Consider the following 18604-nt stretch of genomic DNA (forward strand, 5'->3'; position numbering starts at 1 on the left):
TTAAAACTTGGAATGATTATTTGACCAATGGTAGGGTTAAGTTAGGTGCTACAACGCTGATGGAGTTGGGGTTTGCCTTTCAACAGGCTCATTTTCAAGCATTGACTAAAGCCGGGGAATTAGTGCCATTATTGAGCGAAAGAGCAGGGCGAAGTCAAATAGTTTCAGCAAGTGATGAATGGATTGAAGGCGATCGCATTATTTATTTACTGCACGATCCTACACCTTTATTATGAAAACGTTTATTAGGGGAGCGGCAATTAAGTCGTTTAATTTTGGAGAAGTTAGCGGCAATCGAAGAAGTTCCGATGATTTGAGCGCTTGCAATGAAAAAACTAGGACTTGGGGGATAAAAATAGAGGCACAATCGCTTGCAAAAAACTTTTGCTAGTGGAAAGTACCATAGCGAAGTTAGGGCAAGTTTTCAAATTTTGGGTACGGCAACTTTTCTAATAGTACCTGCATAACTTTCCATAATTACTTGCGGCGAGTTACCAACCCATTTAGCAATTTGGGGAATACTTACATCCGCTTCTAGTGCCATAGTGACAAACGTATGGCGAGTTTGATAAGGCTTGCGGTATTCATAATTCAAAGATTTTATAATTGTTTTCCAAGCTCTATTTCTGAAATTATGCGTATCGATCCATTTACCTTCAGGGCTAGGAAATACTAGGCTTCCAGGCTTGAATGTCGAGCCTTTTTTTATTTCATCTAGTAGTTCTAGTAATTGAGCATTAACAGGGAATGTCCGCTTGAATTGAGTTTTCAGCCCGTCTTTAAGTACAAGTCCATCAACGCTACTAACTACCGCCTGCTGGAAGCAGATAGATTTATTGGTAATGTGTTTCCATTGCAGAGCGATTACTTCACTAGGTCTAGCACCTGTAAGAAATAAAAACTGCACGTAGTTAGCATAATGTTTGTAATAGGTATTATCTTTAAAAGCCGCAATAATCGCATCTCTCTCCTCTTTACTAAAAGGATTGATATCGTCATCCTCGGTGCTGAGTTTTTTTAGTTTAATTTCTTTTGCTAATCCCTCAAAAGGGTTGGTAGTAATGAGGTTATTTGCGATCGCCCAATTACAGCAAGCTGATAGCTGTACTAATAAGCGTTTAGCGCTATCAGTCGGAATGTTTAGTACAATCCAGTCAAAAATTTGTGGAGCCTCTTCTATCCGTTTGTGCGGGCATTTTTCTAAATATCTCTCTTGCAGCACGTAGGTACGCCAAGTACCAGGAGCGCAATCTGGCTTTTTGAAAGCTTGATACTTTTCCCATAGTTCAGAAATTTTTATCTCTTGTTTGGGCTTGATATTGTGTACTACGGCTAAATGAACTTGCGGTTTGTATTTAGCTAAGGTGAAATCAAAATTGTTATTTAAAATATCTGCTTCTATTTGGCGGATTTTTTGTTCGGCAATTTTGCGATTGAGCTTAGTATCGTTCATTTCCAAGCTCAAGTAAGTTTGCTTGCCATTAAAAAGACTTCGCGGTAGTCGTAAGCGTAACCTGTTATGAAGCGAGTCTAAAACAATACTGCCCTTAGAGTGTTTAACAGATTCCATATCTGATTGTAAACTCAGCAGTTCTACTTTAGCACGATCATCAAACGATCATCAAAATAGTCAATAAAGTGTATTTATTTTGAGATCAGCTTTATATCAAAGTCTCAAAAGTCTTTCTGTATAAGAGTTTCAAAAAAGCTGGTGACAAGATTTGAACTTGCGACCGGCTGATTACAAATCAGCTGCTCTACCCCTGAGCTACACCAGCACAAGAAATCAATATAACTAATTTATGGCTTTTTGGCAAGCTATAAGAAAAATGTGACTAAACAAGCAGGCTTGCTTTGATAATGTTTGATAATGTTTAAACACAGTCATTTTGCGGCACAGGTGGGTCAACGAGCAATAGATTCTCGCTCTGGGTCAAAAAAAAGACTCGAAACCTATCGTTTACTCAATTTAAGACAAACATGGCAGCGTTGAAAGGACGAGATTTATTAAGTTTGACAGATTTGACTAGCGATGAAGTTACTGAACTCTTGCTGCTTGCAGCACAGCTAAAATCTGGACAGGTAAATATTCGCACTAATAAAGTTTTGGGATTACTTTTTTATAAAGCTTCTACTCGAACTAGGGTAAGTTTTTCTGTAGCTATGTATCAATTGGGCGGACAGGTAATAGATCTCAATCCAAATGTAACTCAAGTTAGTCGAGGCGAACCCGTTGAAGATACAGCTAGAGTTTTAGACCGTTACTTAGATATTTTGGCGATTCGGACTTTTGAGCAGCAACAATTAGAAACTTTTGCTAATTATGCCAATATTCCGGTAATTAATGCCTTAACCGATTTAGGGCATCCCTGTCAAATTTTGGCAGATTTGCTCACAATTAAAGAATGTTTTGGCGAACTTTCGGGATTAACTTTAACTTATTTGGGTGATGGAAATAATGTTGCTCACTCTCTACTATTAGGCTGCGCTTTAGTAGGTATGAATGTGAGAATTGCTACACCTGATGAGTATCAACCAAATCCGCTAATTGTTGAAAAAGCCCGTAGTATTTCCGCAGATAAAACAGAAATAACTATTACCCAAGATCCCATAGCTGCGGCGAAAGGAGCGGATGTACTTTATACCGATGTTTGGGCAAGTATGGGGCAAGAAGCGGAGGCATTAACACGTATCCCGTTATTTCAACCTTATCAAATCAACGCGCAATTATTAAGTGTTGCCGATAAAAAAGCGATCGTTTTACACTGTTTACCAGCCCATCGTGGCGAAGAAATTACTCATGAAGTCATGGAAGGAGTGCAATCAAAAGTTTGGGAGCAAGCAGAAAATAGAATGCACGCTCAAAAAGCATTACTGGCAAGTTTATTAGGTGCAGATTAGGGCTAGGTAATGGGTAATTGGTAATGGGTAATTGGTAATAATTTCAATGAACAATTCCCAATGCGGTATGAAGGAGGAGGAGACAGGAGAGTAGAGACAAAGAAAAATCATCATACTTTCAGCAACGCCCAGATTAGTAAGAGTATTTATCAAAAAAACTAATTTTTCTTTTGATTATTTTGTCAGTGAGGGCATTTATGTAGTACGAATGTTCTAGAGGCATTTTTATATTCCGCCCCTTGCATATTCATGGAACCCTTAACTGAAGCTCAACAACAATTGTATAACTGGTTAGTGAATTATGTTCACGATTACCAGCACTCGCCATCAATTAGACAAATGATGCAGGCGATGCAATTAAAATCGCCTGCGCCCGTACAAAGTCGTTTAGAACATTTACGCGCCAAAGGATATATAGGATGGACAGAAGGTAGAGCTAGAACAATTCGGATTATTCAAAGCGTTCGTGCGGGAGTTCCGGTTTTAGGTGCGATCGCAGCAGGTGGTTTAATTGAACCATTTACTGACACCGTAGAGCAAATAGACTTTTTGCATCAGGTTGTACCACCCCAAACCTTCGCTCTGCGCGTCATGGGTGACAGTATGATCGACGAACATATTACCGAAGGCGATCTAGTATTAATGCGTCCTGTACTAGAGCCAGATCAGCTAAAAAACGGTACAATTGTCGCCGCAATGGTTGATGGACACGGTACAACATTAAAACATTTCTATCGCTTTGGAAGTCGCGTAACGTTAAAACCTGCCAATGCTAAATACACGCCGATAGAAGTAGACGCAATTCAAGTACACGTCCAAGGCGCACTAATTGGAGTTTGGCGCGGTTATAACTAAAGGTATGAAATATTACTTTAAAAATTAACCGTACTAGCTCTGATCATGTACCTAACGCAGAATCAAACCCAGCGACAGCCCAATTTACTCCAGCGATTAGTTAAGGAAAATCGTGGCAATTACCGCGTTACAACGCAACATGGATGTCCGCGAATACCGTTAACAATTCAATTGCGACAGTATCAAAAGCAAGCCGTCGCTAACTGGTTTATTAATTCTGGTAGGGGAACACTGAAAATGGCAACGGGTAGCGGTAAGACTATTACTGCTTTAGCGATCGCCTGCGAACTATATCAGAAAATTGGTTTGCAGGTATTGCTGGTAGTCTGCCCTTACCGCCATCTAGTCAGCCAATGGGCGCGCGAAAGTGAAAAGTTTGGGTTAGTTCCCGTTTTAGCTTTTGAAAGCGTCACTGGCTGGCAAAGTCAGCTATCCACCCAACTTTACAATGTCCGGGCGGGAAACCAAGCTTTTGTTACTGTAATTACGACAAATTCAACTTTAATGGGGGAAGGTTTACAATCTCAGCTAAAATACTTCCCCGAAAAAACTTTAATAGTCGGCGATGAAGCCCACAATTTAGGCGCGCCCAAACTAGAACAAAGTTTACCTCGCAACATTGGCTTACGTCTGGCTTTATCGGCTACTCCAGAGCGCTATTTTGACGTACAAGGTACAGAATTTATCTTTGACTACTTTGGCAAAGTATTACAACCGGAGCTTACTTTAGCTGACGCGATTTCTCAAGGGGCTTTAGTTCACTACCTTTATTATCCCATTCTTGTAGACTTGACAGAACCGGAAGCTTATGCTTATGCGCGATTAACTACTAGAATTGGTTGGATACTAGCCTCGAAAGAAAACATCAAAAATAACGAAGCTTTAACAGCATTATTGATGCAGAGAGCAAGATTAGTAGGTTGCGCGTCTAACAAATTAGTAGCATTAAAACAGTTGATGTGCGATCGCCTGCATACCCATTACACTTTGTTTTACTGCGGAGATGGCACAATTGAAGGCGCTGTTAGTAACGAGAACACCCGCCAAATCGCCGCCGTTGTCAAGCTTTTGGGTGCAGAGTTAAATTATCGAGTCAATACTTACACCGCCGAAACCCCGTTAGCACAGCGCGAAGAATTACGCCGACAGTTTGAAAACCAAGATTTACAAGGATTAGTAGCAATTCGCTGTTTAGATGAAGGGGTAGATATTCCCGCCATCCAAACCGCCGTAATATTAGCTAGTAGCAGCAATCCGCGCCAATTTATTCAGAGGCGAGGAAGAATTTTGCGCCCCTATCCCGGCAAACAACGCGCTACTCTATTTGACATGATAGTTATACCACCCCAGTTAGATCGGCAAACTTGGGAAGTAGAGCGCAACTTACTAAGAAAAGAATTAAAAAGATTTATAGAATTTGCCGACTTAGCAGACAATGCAGGGGAAGCCAGAAGCACTTTACTAACGTTACAAAAAGAGTACGGATTACTAGACCTGTAAGCTTAGTTAAAATAATACATTCATTCTTTGAATTTGGTGCGTTTAGATACCAACATGAATCAAGAAACTAATATCAACGACATTCAAGCACCGATTACAACTGCGCCGCCGGAAGTTAGGAACATTATTGAAAAAGTATTGCAAGCTGAGAAAGATAAACTATACATGAAAAGTCCTTGGAATATTAATGACGATATTCTCAAAATTATCAAGGAAGAAGTGCAATGAAATTGATGTCAATTCAATTAAATAATTTTCGTCAATTTTATAGCATGACACCGGAAATTATTTTAGCAGGCGGAGAGCGAAACACAACGGTTATTCATGGTAACAACGGCGCGGGAAAAACAACCTTACTCAATGCTTTTACTTGGGTGTTATATGAAAAGTTTACCGCCGCCTTTGGGGTAGAAGATCAATTAGTAAATAAACGAGCAATTAGCGAAGTACAAATAGGCGAATCTGTTGAATGTTGGGTAAATCTTGTTTTTGAACATGATGGCAAACGCTATCGTTTTAGACGCTCTTGTTATGGTTATAGAACTAACGATAAAATTGAGCATACCAAAAGTAAACTATCTCCTTATATAGCCGCCGATGATGGAAGATGGGTAGTATCTCACCAACTAGCTGAAGACATAATTGGGCGAATTTTACCAGAGACATTGTATCAATATTTCTTTTTTGATGGCGAAAGAATCGAACGTATTGTTCGAGATGAAAAAAAGGGGGAAATTGCCGAAGCTACTAAAGAATTATTAGGAATAAAAGTATTAAATCGTGCAGTAGAACATTTAAAAGCTGCGAGGAGAACTTTGGAAGATGAATTAAAAATAATTGGTGATTCAGAAACCAAAAAACTCTTGAAAGAACAAAAGAGTTTAGAAACCAAAATTAACGAACTCTTAGCACGACAAAAAGAAATATCTACAGAGTCGCAGTACCAAGAAGAAATAAGAAAAAATATAGGTGAGCGTTTATTAGAATTAAGTGGCGCGGGAGAACTTCAAAGTCGGCGCGACCAATTAGAACAGCAAGGTAAGTTACTTAAAGAACAATTAAAACAAGCAAAAGACATCTTAAAAAGAGTAATTTCTACACGAGGTTATACAGTTTTACTATCTGATGTCACCGCCGAGTTTAGAAACATTATTGATGGTTTAAGAGAAAGAGGAGAATTGCCTACAGGAATTAAGCGCCAGTTTGTCGGAGATTTGTTAGAACAAAAACGTTGTATTTGTGGTGCAGAGTTAATAAATGGTACTCACGCCCATCATTTAGTAGAATCTTGGCTAGACAAAGCAGGTTCTTCAGATGTAGAAGAAATAGCTATTCGTATGGGAGCGCAAGTAGATGAAATTGATAAACAAGTCCCTGAATTTTGGCAAGAAGTAGACCGTCAGCAAGATAATATTAAACAGTACAGAACAGATATATCAACGTTAGAAAATGAGTTAGATACTATTAGAGAAAAATTAATAAATTACCCAGACGAGGATATACAACAGTTACAAAAACGCTTAGATATTACAGCATCAAAAATTTGTGACCTAATTTTAGAACAAGGAGCAAATCAGCAAAAAGTAGATGATTTAACAATTGAAGTAGGAGAATTAGTTAAACAAGTTTCTAAGCAAAAGATGAACGAACAGAAACAAGCTTTAGCGCAACGCAGAATTACAGCAGCGCAAGAAGCTACTGAATGTTTAATTGAAGTTAGAAAAAGATTAGAGCAACAATTTCGTTTATTATTAGAGCAGAAAGTACAACAGATATTTGCTCAAATATCCTTTACTCCTTACATACCAAAACTAAGCGAAAAGTATGAATTAACATTAATAGAAAATACTACTTGGCAAAATGCCACCGTTGCAGCTTCCACAGGTGAAAATCAAATACTTAGTTTATCTTTCATTGGCGCAATTATTGACCGAGTGCGAGAATGGAGCGAAAATAAATTGCTAATGGTTTCTGACAGTAGTACCTTTCCCATAGTAATGGATTCACCTTTCGGTACTTTAGACGAAATGTACAGAAGGCAAATTGCCAAAACAATTCCTAACTTAGCAAATCAATTAGTTGTATTAGTGACGAAAACGCAATGGCGCGGCGAAGTTGCTCAAGAAATGGCAAATTATATAGGTAGAGAATACATACTTACCTACAATTCTCCTAAGTTAGATTGTGAAGAAGATTCAATTGTAATAGGTAGCGATCGCTATCCTTTAGTTAAACAAAGTCCTAACGAGTTTGAATATACTGAAATCATTGAGGTACAACGTCATGATTATAGCTCCTAGTTTGCAACTAGAAACAAATATTTGGGTAAAATCTAGCCCAGAACAATTTTTAGCAATAGCTGATAAATTAAGTCACCTGAAGGCTAAAATTTATTATCATCGAGGTTACATGAGGGTTGAAATGTCACCAGTGGGACCGCTTCATGCCAGACAAAATTCTATAATTTCTAAAGTTATTAGTCTTTATGCTACTGTCAAAAATATTCGCATTGTTGAATTAGTCAATGCTAGTTTTCGTCAACTAGCTATAAGGGAATTTCAACCAGACTTATCTTACTACATTGGTGCAGATTTTGAGTTGCCACCTCGGACAAATACACCAATTAATTTGAATGAATTTAGCCCACCTAGATTAGTAGTAGAAATTGGTGCGTCATCAGTAAATGATGATTTAGGAACAAAGCGATTACTTTATGAAAGTTCAGGTATACAAGAATACTGGGTAATCGATGCAAGTTCAGATAATGTTATTGCTTTTTCTATTTCTGAAGGACGTAGCGGTACAGTTGAAGAATCGTTAATATTACCGGGACTGGCAATTTCCCTTGTAGAATCAGCCTTAAAACGTAGTCAAACCGAAGATGATGGCGCAATCAATCGTTGGCTATTGCAAACCTTTAGCTAACGTTAGCTGGCTGACCCTTGATAGCTCAACCAAGCTCGATAAAAAATATAAATTGATAGTATTCCCAAAAAGCTGCGAAATACGATACTAACAACATGATCGGGCAACTTTGGCAAAACGCGGGTACTAATTTGCGCCCCTATCAACCCACCACATCCTAAGATTATTCCTTGAATAAATAGTACGTTTCCTGCATAAGCTTGGGTTACAGAGGAAGATACCGCCGTGCTAATAATTACCCCTAAGCTAGTTTGAATTGCCAGTTTAATCTGTTCTCCTAAGAGTAGCATTTGCAAAGGAACCATAATGACACCTCCACCTACACCAAATAAGCCTGCTAAAAGACCTCCCGCTCCTCCCGTTGCTATTCTAGCGATAGTTGGATTAAAGGGGGTTTTATCGGTATTTCCTTTCGCAAGTAATTGTTTCCGCAATTGTACTAAATAAATATTAGTTAGTAGTAAAAGTCCGAACAAAGCTAGTAATAGATAAGGGGGAATATTAATTGCTAAAACTACGCCTAATTGAGCAGTAAATAAAGCTGAAATTCCTAAATATAAAATTTTTTTTAAGTTAAAATAACCCATACGCCAATTTTGAATACTGCCAGAAACCGAAGTAATCACAATTGCTAAACTACTGGTAGCTGTAGCTTTAATTGGCTCATTACCCAAAGATACTAAAAGTGGTACTAATATCACACCTCCACCTATACCTAATAAGCCTGCCATAATTCCTGAAACTAGCCCACCAATAGCTAAAATTAATATATCTGTTGGATTCATAATATTTAATTTAACTACAATTGAAAAGAGCATTATATAAATTAATGCTCTTCCTGAACAATTTTTCTATTTGTATATCTTGTAACCAAGAATTTTTAAAGGCAATGTTACACTTAAGCCCAAGTTCCTACAGACGCTTTGGTAAAAGATTTAATTTCAATTCCATGACCTGACGGATCTTCGATAAATATTACGTGTTGTTCGTGTCCTGTATTTAAGAACCGAATGCGAGGTTTTTTGACGAAAGTAGTATTATGAGCAATTAAACGCTGTTTAACTGTTTCAAACACTTCATAGCTTAAAGCTGCGCCAAAATGTGGTACGGGAACATCTTCAGCATCGACTTCTCGTTGAATATTTTTAGCACTGTATCCTGGTACTTCATGGCAAGTGAGTTGACATCCGTAGAAGTCGAAATGTACTGATGTTTTTGAAGCCCGGCGCTCTTCAATTCCCAAAACATTGGTGTAGAAATGACGCGCTTCTTCCATGTCATTTATACATAGTGAAAGATGGAAAGGGAACATCTTTGTAGTCTGCCTATCTTGATATTCACCCTTCAGTTGTTCTTGTGTAATCTGATCTAAATCGCTATCAGTAAAACTTGACAGATTTTGAGTTGCAACCATAATTACTCTCTACTTACAAACTTAACAATCACTACTAAACTATCGATTAGTTGAATTTGATTCAGCATTTTTACTTGCCTAAGAATAACAGAGTTAAAAAGTTTTTATGCTCTGCTGAATCTACTTGAATTTAGCTTTTTTATCTAAGGATGATAACAGTAGATTTACTTAAATTAAGTTTTGTTGCAAAAATTTTGCATGCTGTTATTGGCTTGCTAGTTGATATTTTAAAAAGTGTCTCTGTGATAATACTTAAATTTTTATCAAAATTACCAAAATTTAGAAAATAGTTTTGTCAAATTGTTAAGTATTTTTGGGCAACTACCAATAAAAAAACCACCCGATTGTAAAACATCGGTGTGGAATCTAGTTGTATTGCTGCACAAAGATTGAACAAACGCGATCGCAATTCTATCTCGTTGGTGGCATCGAAACTTTTTTAGCCAAGCCAAGTAGTTGCAAAGTTTTAATTGCCCACCAAGTTACATCGATTTCCCACCAACGTAATCCGGCTTTAGCGACCTTGGGGTAAGCATGGTGGTTATTGTGCCAGCCTTCGCCATAAGTCAGAATAGCAGCCCACCATAGATTGCGGGAATCGTCCTTAATGTCGGGGAAATTGCGATAGCCGTAAAGGTGCGTTGCTGAATTGATTAACCAGGTACTATGCCAAAGGATTACAGACCTTAAGAAAATGCCGTAAATTACGAAAGGCAACCCACCACAGAGGTATAATATTGCAGCTAAAGGAATCTGCAAAAACAAATGGTAGCGATTTAACCAACGGTAGAAAGGATCGCGCGCTAAATCTGGAGCAAATTTACTGTATTGTTTATAGTCAAAAAACTCTGGGCGCGGGTAGAAAAGCCAGACAATATGACTCCACCAAAAACCACGTCTGGAAGAATAAGGATCTTTTTCTTCGTCTTCGGTGTGGGCGTGGTGCAAACGGTGTCCTGCTACCCAAAAAATCGGCCCCCCTTGAATTGCCAATGCGCCGATAATTGCGATCGCATATTCTAATAATTTTGGTACTTGAAAGCTACGATGGCTTAGTAATCGGTGATAACCCAAACAAATTCCAATACTACCAAACAGCCAATGGAGAAATAATGCTACTCCCAAGGCTGACCAAGAGAAACACCCCACCGCCAACACCGCTAAGATGTGAAAAGCTGCAAAAAAACCAATACTAATCCAGCTAAGAGGAAGCGGTGGCTTACTCTCAGTTATTACTGAGCGTGCTGTCATAAATTTCCCTATATAAAGATTGCCAGCGCCAGAAGCGCTATATTAATTAAAACCATTGCAAGTGCTGCTTACATTTCTAGTTTAACAACAACCTTTTCAAAATGCAAGCATTACTTACATTTTTATGTCTACTCAAAATTCCACCAGACAGAAATTAATAGACGCAGCCTTGAAGCTGTTTACTTCTCTTGGAGTTACAGAGACTACAACTAAAGCCGTAGCGGAATTAGCGCAAGTAAACGAAGTAACCTTATTTCGGCATTTTGGCAATAAACAGGGATTAATGTTGGCGGTAATGGAAGAATCCGCAGCCTTTAAGCAACCAGGGGAATTATTACTTATTCCCGCCCAAGGAGATAGTTTAGGAGAAGCTGTAGCCCAATATGCGATCGCGTTTCTTCAATCTGTAGCCCAAGCACCGGAATTATTACTATCTTTAATCGGTGAAGCTAGGCATTATCCCCCCCAAAATCGCCAAGCTCTAAGCAAAGGAATAAACGAAGCAAATAGTTACTTGGCAAAGTATCTCGCCGCCGCTATAGAAAAATCCCCCAATTGCGGATTAGCCCCAGAAAAATTAGCAAGTATGCTCCTTGCAGCATTATTAGGCTACTCGGTGATTGAAAACACTTGTCCTGAACAACAATTGTGGCGCGATCGCACTGAATTTATCGACGATTTGGTATTATTGCTAAAAGCTGAAACTACAGAACTTGCCATCAACGATTTACCCGCTTCTGTAGTCCACGAGATTTTACATAGAGCCAAAAAAGCGCAATTGCGTGACTACGCTTTGATATACGTTTTATTTGGCTCTGGTTTGTCTAAACAAGAAATAGCCAGTTTAGAAAAAACGCAGCAAATTAATGAAAGCGATCGCCATTTATTGCAAATAAACTCAAGACAAGTACCCGTCAATCAATGGATAATGGGCAAACGTTATGGCTCATATACCCGAAATCCTTTAACTGGTTGGCTTAGAAGCCGCACTGGCGAGCATCCAGCGTTATTTGTTAATGATGCAGGGTTGCCAATGTCTGCTTTAGATATAGATTTGTGTTGGCAAAGATTAACAGAAAACTTGTTGACACCGGAAGGGCGATCGCCAATCATTGAGCAAGCGAGGCAAACATGGTGTGTGGAAATGTTGAGTAAGGGCATGACATTAGAAAACTTGAGTATGCTTACAGGTTTGCATTTAAGCAAGCTCCAGCCTTATGCTCGTAGAGTTAAAGAAAAATTAGCCTTAGAACAAGCTATCGATCTTGATCGCAAATCTTAAATTTACTGAAAACCAATGAAAGCTATCAATAATTCTCAATCCCCTTTTATTACCCAGACTTTAAAACTGGTGGGGGTAGTATTAATCTTGTCTTTTCTATTAGACTTTGTAATTCTTGCTTTTCCGGCGGGAGAACGAGACGCTTTGTGGCAAATTGGTTTTGCTACAGCTACTGTAGATCGGGGGATCACTCCCATAATTGGACTAGCCTTTTTGATGGTAGGCTACTGGTTCGAGCGCAGTAATAATAATACCTTAACTCAGCCCCCATCGTGGTTGAGCTTGAAATTTTGGGCGCTATTATTATCTAGTTTGTTGGGATTGCTGTTTTTGGTAATGATTCCTTTGCACATCAATAATGTAAATAGCGAAAGCGTTAGAGCCGTAGAGCGCATCAATGAAAATTCTTCCCAAGAAGAAGCCAAGTTGCAAAACGAAATCAGCCAAGCGCAAGCTCAGTTAGGCGATCCCAATGTCCGCACTAAGCTAGAATCTGACAAAAATAAATTTAAAACCCAAGTTACAGCTTTACTGCAAAACGAACAACAGTTTAATCAAGCCATCAATAGTGATCGCACTCCCGAAAATGAAAAAAAACTCCTGCGCCAATTTAAAGCTAACCCCAATGCTTTAGAGGACTTTTTAGCCCAGCAAAGCGATCCGGTTGCTCTGGGGAGTAAAAGACTCGCTCAACTCCAAACGCAAAAGCAAAAGTTGATAAATCAAGCAAAACAAGAATCCTTACAATCTAGTATTAGAATGACTGTCCGTAGTTTATTGATATCGATTGCTTATATTTTTATTGGCTGGATGGGTTTAAGAAGTCTACTTAGCGCCAAGAAATCGCAGCAAAACCCAAGCGAAACCTAATTTAACTTACAATAAAAATAATTGTGACGATTTTTGAGCCTGAAGGTGTATATATGCTGAGTATATGTAACTAAAAGTAATTTTTAGCGATAACCCTAAGACTTAAACTAAGAACATAGACTTTATTTAATCGTTGGGTTTTAAATGCGTGTCAGTAAAACCTCAAAAGCAATTATTCAAGGAGAGTGAGCAATTAGTGCTCGAACGCTTCAAACAAGATTTAAAAAATGACTTAATCGCCGGATTATTAGTAGTAATTCCCCTGGCTACTACAATTTGGCTTACAATTACGATCGCAACTTGGGTTGTAAACTTTCTCACGCGGATTCCCAAACAAATAAATCCCTTTGACGACCTGAACCCAATATTAGTAACTTTGCTAAACTTGGGAGTTGGGTTAGCAGTACCTTTATTGTGTATTTTGCTCATTGGCTTAATGGCGCGCAACATAGGCGGACGGTGGTTGCTAGACGTGGGCGAAGATGTACTAGAGGCGATTCCTTTAGCCGGAGCCGTTTATAAAACTTTAAAGCAACTACTTGAAACCTTACTTAAAGACACTAACGGCAAATTTCGTCGCGTGATTTTAGTAGAGTACCCCAGACCAGGAATATGGGCGATCGCTTTTGTTACGGGCAGCATGAGTAATGAAATTCAAGCTCAAATGGTGCGCCCGGTAATAAGTGTATTTATTCCCACAACTCCAAACCCAACGACCGGATGGTATGCAGTAGTTCCCGAAGACGAAGTAATCAATTTATCCATGTCGATTGAAGATGCTTTTAAAGTAGTAATTTCCGGCGGGATTGTCGCCCCCAACACCCTAATAAATTCCTTACCCGAAAACGAGCTAAAACTCGAAGTACCCCACACAGAAACAATTTTATAGACATCGCCCTTTCATAAAAATCCTTTCCGATAATTGCTATGCAAACCCAAACACCTCGCCGAATTGCCAGGGAACTCGCGCTATTGAGCTTGAGCCAACGCACACAATCACTAGAGCAGTTAGAAAATCAAGAAATATCAGATTTACTCCTAGCCGCCATCCGCACGCTTACTACCGAAGCCCAAGACGCGCTAACAACAGCCTCCTCAGAATTACAACGCAGTAGTGATCGCTTACTTAGCAGCGAAATTCGCGCCGCCGATGTAGAATCAGCACGGGTGATGGTGAACGAAGCAGTGGAAGTTACCCAAAGTGCGATTAATCGCTTGGGTGTAGCCTTAGAAATGCCAGAGTGGATCCAACTTGCAAACCAACAAGAAGTCCGCAGTTATACCATTAGTGTTGTGGGAACAGTTAGCGCCAAAGTCAAGCAAGTAGATGAAATATTAGGGGCAGCTTTAGTAGATTGGCAAGTACATCGGTTAGCCAAAATTGACCGCGATATTCTCAGAATTGCGATTTCCGAAATCTTATTTTTAGGTATACCCGATCGCATTGCCATCAACGAAGCGGTAGAACTTGCTAAACGCTACAGCAGCGATGAAGGACATAAGTTTATTAATGGTGTAATGCGCCGCGTCACAGAGCAACTAAAAGCTCCCACCGCTCCAGCTTCTTAATCTGTTCTAGATTCCTTCGACCGTACCTCCCCAATTTAAGTAAAAATGGTTTTTAATTGGTTCCGCCGTCAATTTAACGATAAAGATACTCCTACCCCAGAAGAAGAACCTGATGTTACTCTGGCGGAGGTAGAACCAGAAACGCCCACAGCTTCTGAGGAAGACGTTGCGGCGGAATACTTAAAATGGGCTAAAGCGGCTTACCAAAATATTCAACAACAGCAACAAGAAAGCGTTGAAGTTGACAGCAAATCAGCCACCTTACAAGAAGATGTTATTACAGAGGAATCTACAGTAGAAGTAGAGCCAGCAACTCTAGTTTCGCCAGTAGACGAACCAGATTCAGAACCTATAGCGGACGAACCAGATTCAGAAACGCTAGTTACTGAAGAAATCAAAGCGGATGAACCAGATTCAGAAACAATTATTCCCCAAATTGACGAACCAGAGGCAGAAACGCTAATTGCTCCCCAAGAGATAAAAATAGCAGCTAAGGAAGAAACAACCCCCCTACCATTTTGGGCGCAAACTGAAGCCGACAGACTAGCAAGAATAGAAAGGCTTAAAGCTACGGCCATTGAAGAAGTTGAACCGGAAGTATCGCCACAAATTCAACCTAAAGAAGAATTATTAGTTGCCTTTGATGAAGGGTTTTTGTGGTCATCGGAAATCTTAGCGGCTCAAGGTCGCCTTCCTGAAGATGTATCTTTAGAAGAAATTACCTGGCTCAAAAAACTCCGGCAAGGCTTAGATAAAACCCGCCGCAGTATAGTTAATCAACTTAAAGCAATTGTTGGTCAAGGGCCCCTTAATCAAGCGGCTGTAACCGAAATAGAAACCTTACTATTGCAAGCCGATGTGGGGGTACAAGCTACCGATTACATTATTAATGCCCTGCAAGAGCGACTAAAACAAGAAGCTTTACCTGCCGACGAAGCGATCGCCTATCTTAAACAAATTCTCCGCGATATGCTCGATCGCCCTTTTGAAAAATATTCCCGCACCTTTATACCTGAAAAAGACACCTTAAATATTTGGTTAATGACGGGGGTTAATGGCGCAGGTAAAACTACAACTATTGGCAAACTCGCTCATATTTCCCAAAAATCTGGCTACAAATGCTTGATTGGCGCGGCGGATACCTTTCGAGCGGCGGCGGTGGAACAGGTGAAAATTTGGGGCGCAAGAAGTGGAACAGAAGTAATCGCCAATCCTGGACAAAATACCGACCCCGCCGCCGTAGTATTTGATGCGATCGCCGCCGCTCAATCTCGCTCTATAGAATTATTGCTAGTTGACACGGCGGGACGCTTGCAAAATAAGAAAAACTTGATGGATGAACTAAGTAAAATTCGCCGCATTGTCGATAAAAAAGCCCCCGATGCTAAGGTTGAATCGCTCTTAGTTTTAGATTCTACTCTCGGTCAAAATGGACTAAGACAAGCAGAAGTTTTCGCGGAAGCAGCACAGTTAAGCGGGGTAGTTTTAACTAAACTCGATGGAACGGCAAAAGGTGGAATTGCCATAGCTGTAGTACAGCAGCTTGGTTTACCAATTCGGTTTATAGGTGCGGGGGAAGGAATAGAAGATTTGCGACCCTTTTCTAGTTACGAATTTGTGGAAGCATTACTCAGTAGTTAGAAATCCCTTAATTTTCTGCGTCCAGTGATGCTCTAAACTAAAAATTGCGAAGCCCTGCGTGCGCGCTTGCGCTATCGCCAAACAGTTACAGATAGGTTACGAGCAATGCGACTTTCAAAAATGTTATTTGTTACTTTGCGGGAAGACCCCACAGAGGCAGAGATTCCCAGTCACAAATTATTACTAAGAGCGGGTTATATTCGTCGCATTGGTAGCGGTATCTATGCTTATTTGCCTTTAATGTGGCGCGTATTGCAAAAAGTCTCGGCGATCGTGCGCGAAGAAATGAACGCAACAGGAGCGCAAGAATGCTTGTTACCTCAAATACAACCTGCGGAATTGTGGCGCGAATCTGGGCGCTGGGATACTTATACTAAAGCCGAAGAAATTATGTTTTCGTTGACCGATCGCCAAGATCGGGAATTAGGCTTAGGGCCCACCCATGAAGAAGTAATTACCACTGTCGCCCGTGAAACAATCCGCTCTTACCGTCAATTGCCCGTACATCTCTACCAAATTCAAACTAAGTTTAGAGATGAAATTCGCCCCCGCTTTGGCTTGATGCGCGGACGAGAATTTATTATGAAAGATGGCTACTCTTTTCATACTGATACCGAAAGCCTGAAAAAAACTTACGATGATATGCACCAGGCGTATAGTAATATACTGCGTCGTTCGGGTTTGGCATTTCGAGCCGTACAAGCCGATTCTGGGGCAATTGGCGGTTCAGGTTCGCAAGAATTTATGGTGTTAGCGGAAGCTGGCGAAGACGAGGTACTTTATACCGAAGATGGAGAATACGCAGCTAACGTTGAAAAAGCTGTATCTTTGCCTCCATCTGCTTCAAATTCACCCTTTACAACTTACGAAAAGCGCGAAACTACAGGTACAGACACAATAGAAAAAGTCTGCAAGCTGCTCAATTGTTCGCCGACAACCTTAGTTAAAAATGTCCTTTATCAGGCAGTTTATGACAATGGCACGACAGTTTTAGTTTTAGTTAGTATTCGTGGCGACAGAGATATTAATGAAGTTAAGCTGCAAAACCATTTAACAAGTCTAGCTGGGCAATACAGCGCTAAAAACCTCCTGGCTTTAACTGTTCCAGATATAGAAGCACAAAAGAAATGGGCAGCTAAATCTTTACCTTTGGGTTACATTGCGCCGGATATTAGCGACGATTATATAAAGAGCGATCGCACTATTCACCCCAAATTTTTACGCCTAGTCGATGAAACCGCCGCCTCACTGCAAAACTTTGTTACTGGCGCAAACGAATCTAATTACCACGTAGTCGGCGCTTCTTGGGGGCAACAACTCCCTAAACCATTACAAGCTATAGATTTACAAAAAGCAAGAGCAGGCGACTTCTCAACCCACAATTCTACCCAAACCTTACAAAGTGCTAGAGGCATTGAAGTTGGGCATATTTTTCAACTAGGGACGAAATACTCGCAAGCCTTGGGAGCTACCTATACAAACGAACAAGGGGAGGAATTGCCTTTAGTGATGGGTTGTTATGGTGTGGGGGTGTCACGCCTAGCACAGTCGGCGGTAGAGCAATCTTACGATAAAGATGGCATTATTTGGTCAGTTGCGATCGCGCCTTATCACGTCATTATCTGTATTCCTAATATTAGCGACACCCAGCAAGTAGAAACAGCAGAAAAACTCTACACTCAATTAAACGCCGCAGGAATTGAAACTTTATTAGATGATCGTAACGAACGGGCAGGAGTTAAGTTTAAAGATGCCGATCTAATTGGTATACCCTACAGAATCGTTACCGGGCGCAGTTTGAAGGAAAATAAAGTAGAAGTAGTGGAAAGAAAAAGCCGCCAATCTCAAGAAATCCCCATTGATGAAGTTGTCTCTACATTGAGTCAGTGGATTAAAGCCGCCCTGATTGCTTAAGATGTCATGCAATTTCTGGTAATTTTTATATCTAGCTTATTTGGTTTAGTTTCGCCTACAGGCTTAGTTGCCGAAAAGGTGACAAGTAATACTGTGCGATCGCGCAAGCGCACCCAGTAACGGGCTTCGCAATTTGCCAAAGTAGAATTTTTGCCCAATCTTCTGCGATTACAACTAGAGCTAACTGAGGCAAACGCCCCGCCCTTAGCGATTAAAGTAGAGATGGGACTAAATATTATTGCTGGGCGACAAATCCAAATTGTTGACCCTATAGTATACGTAAACCAGGAGAAAATACCCCAAGAGATTGTTGATGCAATCGCTATAAACCTCAATAAACAAATCTTTCTCGCCAATTTAGAAGCTTACGGCATTCAATCTAAAATTTTAAAGTTAGCGATCGCACAAGAACAATTAAAGTGCGATTCGTTGGTTAGTGAATCACGGTAATCAGTCCGTACATAACTAACCCAGCCAAGACT

The 18604-nt window shown here is 40.1% G+C and carries 19 protein-coding genes and 1 tRNA gene; 14 read left to right on the forward strand and 6 right to left on the reverse strand.

Going from position 1 to position 18604, the window contains the following annotated elements; translation table 11 throughout:
* Positions 1 to 20: 20 nt before the first annotated feature.
* Positions 21 to 236 carry a hypothetical protein gene (locus tag C7B70_RS27670; protein WP_233220879.1) on the forward strand — a complete coding sequence of 72 codons (216 nt, stop codon included), beginning with the start codon at positions 21 to 23 and terminating at the stop codon, positions 234 to 236.
* Positions 237 to 424: 188 nt separating this feature from the next.
* Here the strand turns inward: C7B70_RS27670 and C7B70_RS10155 are convergent, their stop codons facing one another.
* Complete coding sequence (locus C7B70_RS10155) at positions 425 to 1570, reverse strand: site-specific integrase (protein ID WP_106368928.1); 1146 nt, start codon at positions 1568 to 1570, stop codon at positions 425 to 427.
* Positions 1571 to 1706: 136 nt separating this feature from the next.
* Positions 1707 to 1778: transfer RNA gene (locus C7B70_RS10160), tRNA-Thr, on the reverse strand.
* Positions 1779 to 1980: 202 nt separating this feature from the next.
* Between C7B70_RS10160 and argF the strand changes: the two genes are divergently transcribed.
* The 6 genes from argF (at position 1981) to C7B70_RS10185 (ending at position 8181) form a co-directional block, all read left to right on the forward strand.
* Entirely contained in the window at positions 1981 to 2901 is a 921-nt protein-coding gene (gene argF / locus C7B70_RS10165; RefSeq protein ID WP_106368929.1) for an ornithine carbamoyltransferase, read from the forward strand.
* Between the two features lie 249 nt (positions 2902 to 3150).
* The gene (lexA, locus tag C7B70_RS10170; protein WP_106368930.1) at positions 3151 to 3756 is read left to right on the forward strand and encodes a transcriptional repressor LexA; all 606 of its coding nucleotides are present in this window, start codon (positions 3151 to 3153) and stop codon (positions 3754 to 3756) included.
* A gap of 45 nt (positions 3757 to 3801) precedes the next feature.
* Entirely contained in the window at positions 3802 to 5256 is a 1455-nt protein-coding gene (locus C7B70_RS10175; RefSeq protein ID WP_106368931.1) for a DNA phosphorothioation system restriction enzyme, read from the forward strand.
* Between the two features lie 54 nt (positions 5257 to 5310).
* Complete coding sequence (locus C7B70_RS26950) at positions 5311 to 5484, forward strand: hypothetical protein (protein ID WP_199192171.1); 174 nt, start codon at positions 5311 to 5313, stop codon at positions 5482 to 5484.
* The gene (locus C7B70_RS10180) at positions 5481 to 7556 is read left to right on the forward strand and encodes an AAA family ATPase (RefSeq protein ID WP_106368932.1); all 2076 of its coding nucleotides are present in this window, start codon (positions 5481 to 5483) and stop codon (positions 7554 to 7556) included. The genes C7B70_RS26950 and C7B70_RS10180 overlap by 4 nt, the downstream gene beginning before the upstream one ends.
* Positions 7540 to 8181 (forward strand): Uma2 family endonuclease, encoded by a 642-nt coding sequence (locus tag C7B70_RS10185; protein ID WP_106368933.1) that lies wholly within the window; start codon positions 7540 to 7542, stop codon positions 8179 to 8181. Before C7B70_RS10180 ends, C7B70_RS10185 begins: the two co-directional genes overlap by 17 nt.
* 2 nt (positions 8182 to 8183) lie before the next feature.
* On the opposite strand, the gene C7B70_RS10190 is transcribed toward C7B70_RS10185, so the two are convergent.
* The 3 genes from C7B70_RS10190 to C7B70_RS10200 form a co-directional block, all read right to left on the reverse strand.
* Positions 8184 to 8999: a sulfite exporter TauE/SafE family protein gene (locus C7B70_RS10190; RefSeq protein WP_233220881.1), complete on the reverse strand. Its 816-nt coding sequence runs from the start codon at positions 8997 to 8999 to the stop codon at positions 8184 to 8186.
* An 80-nt stretch (positions 9000 to 9079) separates the two neighbouring features.
* Positions 9080 to 9595, reverse strand: a complete 516-nt coding sequence (locus tag C7B70_RS10195; RefSeq protein ID WP_106368934.1) for a VOC family protein — start codon at positions 9593 to 9595, stop codon at positions 9080 to 9082.
* Positions 9596 to 10006: 411 nt separating this feature from the next.
* Positions 10007 to 10846 carry a fatty acid desaturase gene (locus C7B70_RS10200; protein WP_106368935.1) on the reverse strand — a complete coding sequence of 280 codons (840 nt, stop codon included), beginning with the start codon at positions 10844 to 10846 and terminating at the stop codon, positions 10007 to 10009.
* 124 nt (positions 10847 to 10970) lie between these two features.
* On the opposite strand from C7B70_RS10200, the gene C7B70_RS10205 reads away from it, so the two are divergent.
* The 6 genes from C7B70_RS10205 (at position 10971) to C7B70_RS10230 (ending at position 18122) form a co-directional block, all read left to right on the forward strand.
* On the forward strand, positions 10971 to 12128 hold the full coding sequence (locus tag C7B70_RS10205; protein ID WP_106368936.1) for a TetR family transcriptional regulator: 1158 nt from the start codon (positions 10971 to 10973) through the stop codon (positions 12126 to 12128).
* A 15-nt stretch (positions 12129 to 12143) separates the two neighbouring features.
* Positions 12144 to 12998 (forward strand): HpsJ family protein, encoded by an 855-nt coding sequence (locus tag C7B70_RS10210; protein WP_106368937.1) that lies wholly within the window; start codon positions 12144 to 12146, stop codon positions 12996 to 12998.
* 196 nt (positions 12999 to 13194) lie between these two features.
* Entirely contained in the window at positions 13195 to 13887 is a 693-nt protein-coding gene (locus C7B70_RS10215) for a DUF502 domain-containing protein (protein ID WP_199192172.1), read from the forward strand.
* Positions 13888 to 13925: 38 nt separating this feature from the next.
* Positions 13926 to 14567, forward strand: a complete 642-nt coding sequence (gene nusB, locus C7B70_RS10220; RefSeq protein WP_106368939.1) for a transcription antitermination factor NusB — start codon at positions 13926 to 13928, stop codon at positions 14565 to 14567.
* A gap of 45 nt (positions 14568 to 14612) precedes the next feature.
* Positions 14613 to 16208 carry a signal recognition particle-docking protein FtsY gene (gene ftsY / locus C7B70_RS10225; protein WP_106368940.1) on the forward strand — a complete coding sequence of 532 codons (1596 nt, stop codon included), beginning with the start codon at positions 14613 to 14615 and terminating at the stop codon, positions 16206 to 16208.
* A gap of 105 nt (positions 16209 to 16313) precedes the next feature.
* Positions 16314 to 18122 carry a proline--tRNA ligase gene (locus tag C7B70_RS10230; RefSeq protein ID WP_106368949.1) on the forward strand — a complete coding sequence of 603 codons (1809 nt, stop codon included), beginning with the start codon at positions 16314 to 16316 and terminating at the stop codon, positions 18120 to 18122.
* On the opposite strand, the gene C7B70_RS26310 is transcribed toward C7B70_RS10230, so the two are convergent.
* Positions 18119 to 18262, reverse strand: a complete 144-nt coding sequence (locus C7B70_RS26310; protein WP_158260480.1) for a hypothetical protein — start codon at positions 18260 to 18262, stop codon at positions 18119 to 18121. The genes C7B70_RS10230 and C7B70_RS26310 overlap by 4 nt on opposite strands.
* Before the next feature lie 10 nt (positions 18263 to 18272).
* Here C7B70_RS26310 and C7B70_RS10235 point away from each other — a divergent pair, with 10 nt between their 5' ends.
* On the forward strand, positions 18273 to 18572 hold the full coding sequence (locus C7B70_RS10235) for a hypothetical protein (RefSeq protein ID WP_106368941.1): 300 nt from the start codon (positions 18273 to 18275) through the stop codon (positions 18570 to 18572).
* Positions 18573 to 18604: the final 32 nt, after the last annotated feature.

Source organism: Chlorogloea sp. CCALA 695, assembly GCF_003003885.1.
In the GTDB taxonomy this organism is placed as follows: domain Bacteria; phylum Cyanobacteriota; class Cyanobacteriia; order Cyanobacteriales; family Chroococcidiopsidaceae; genus Aliterella.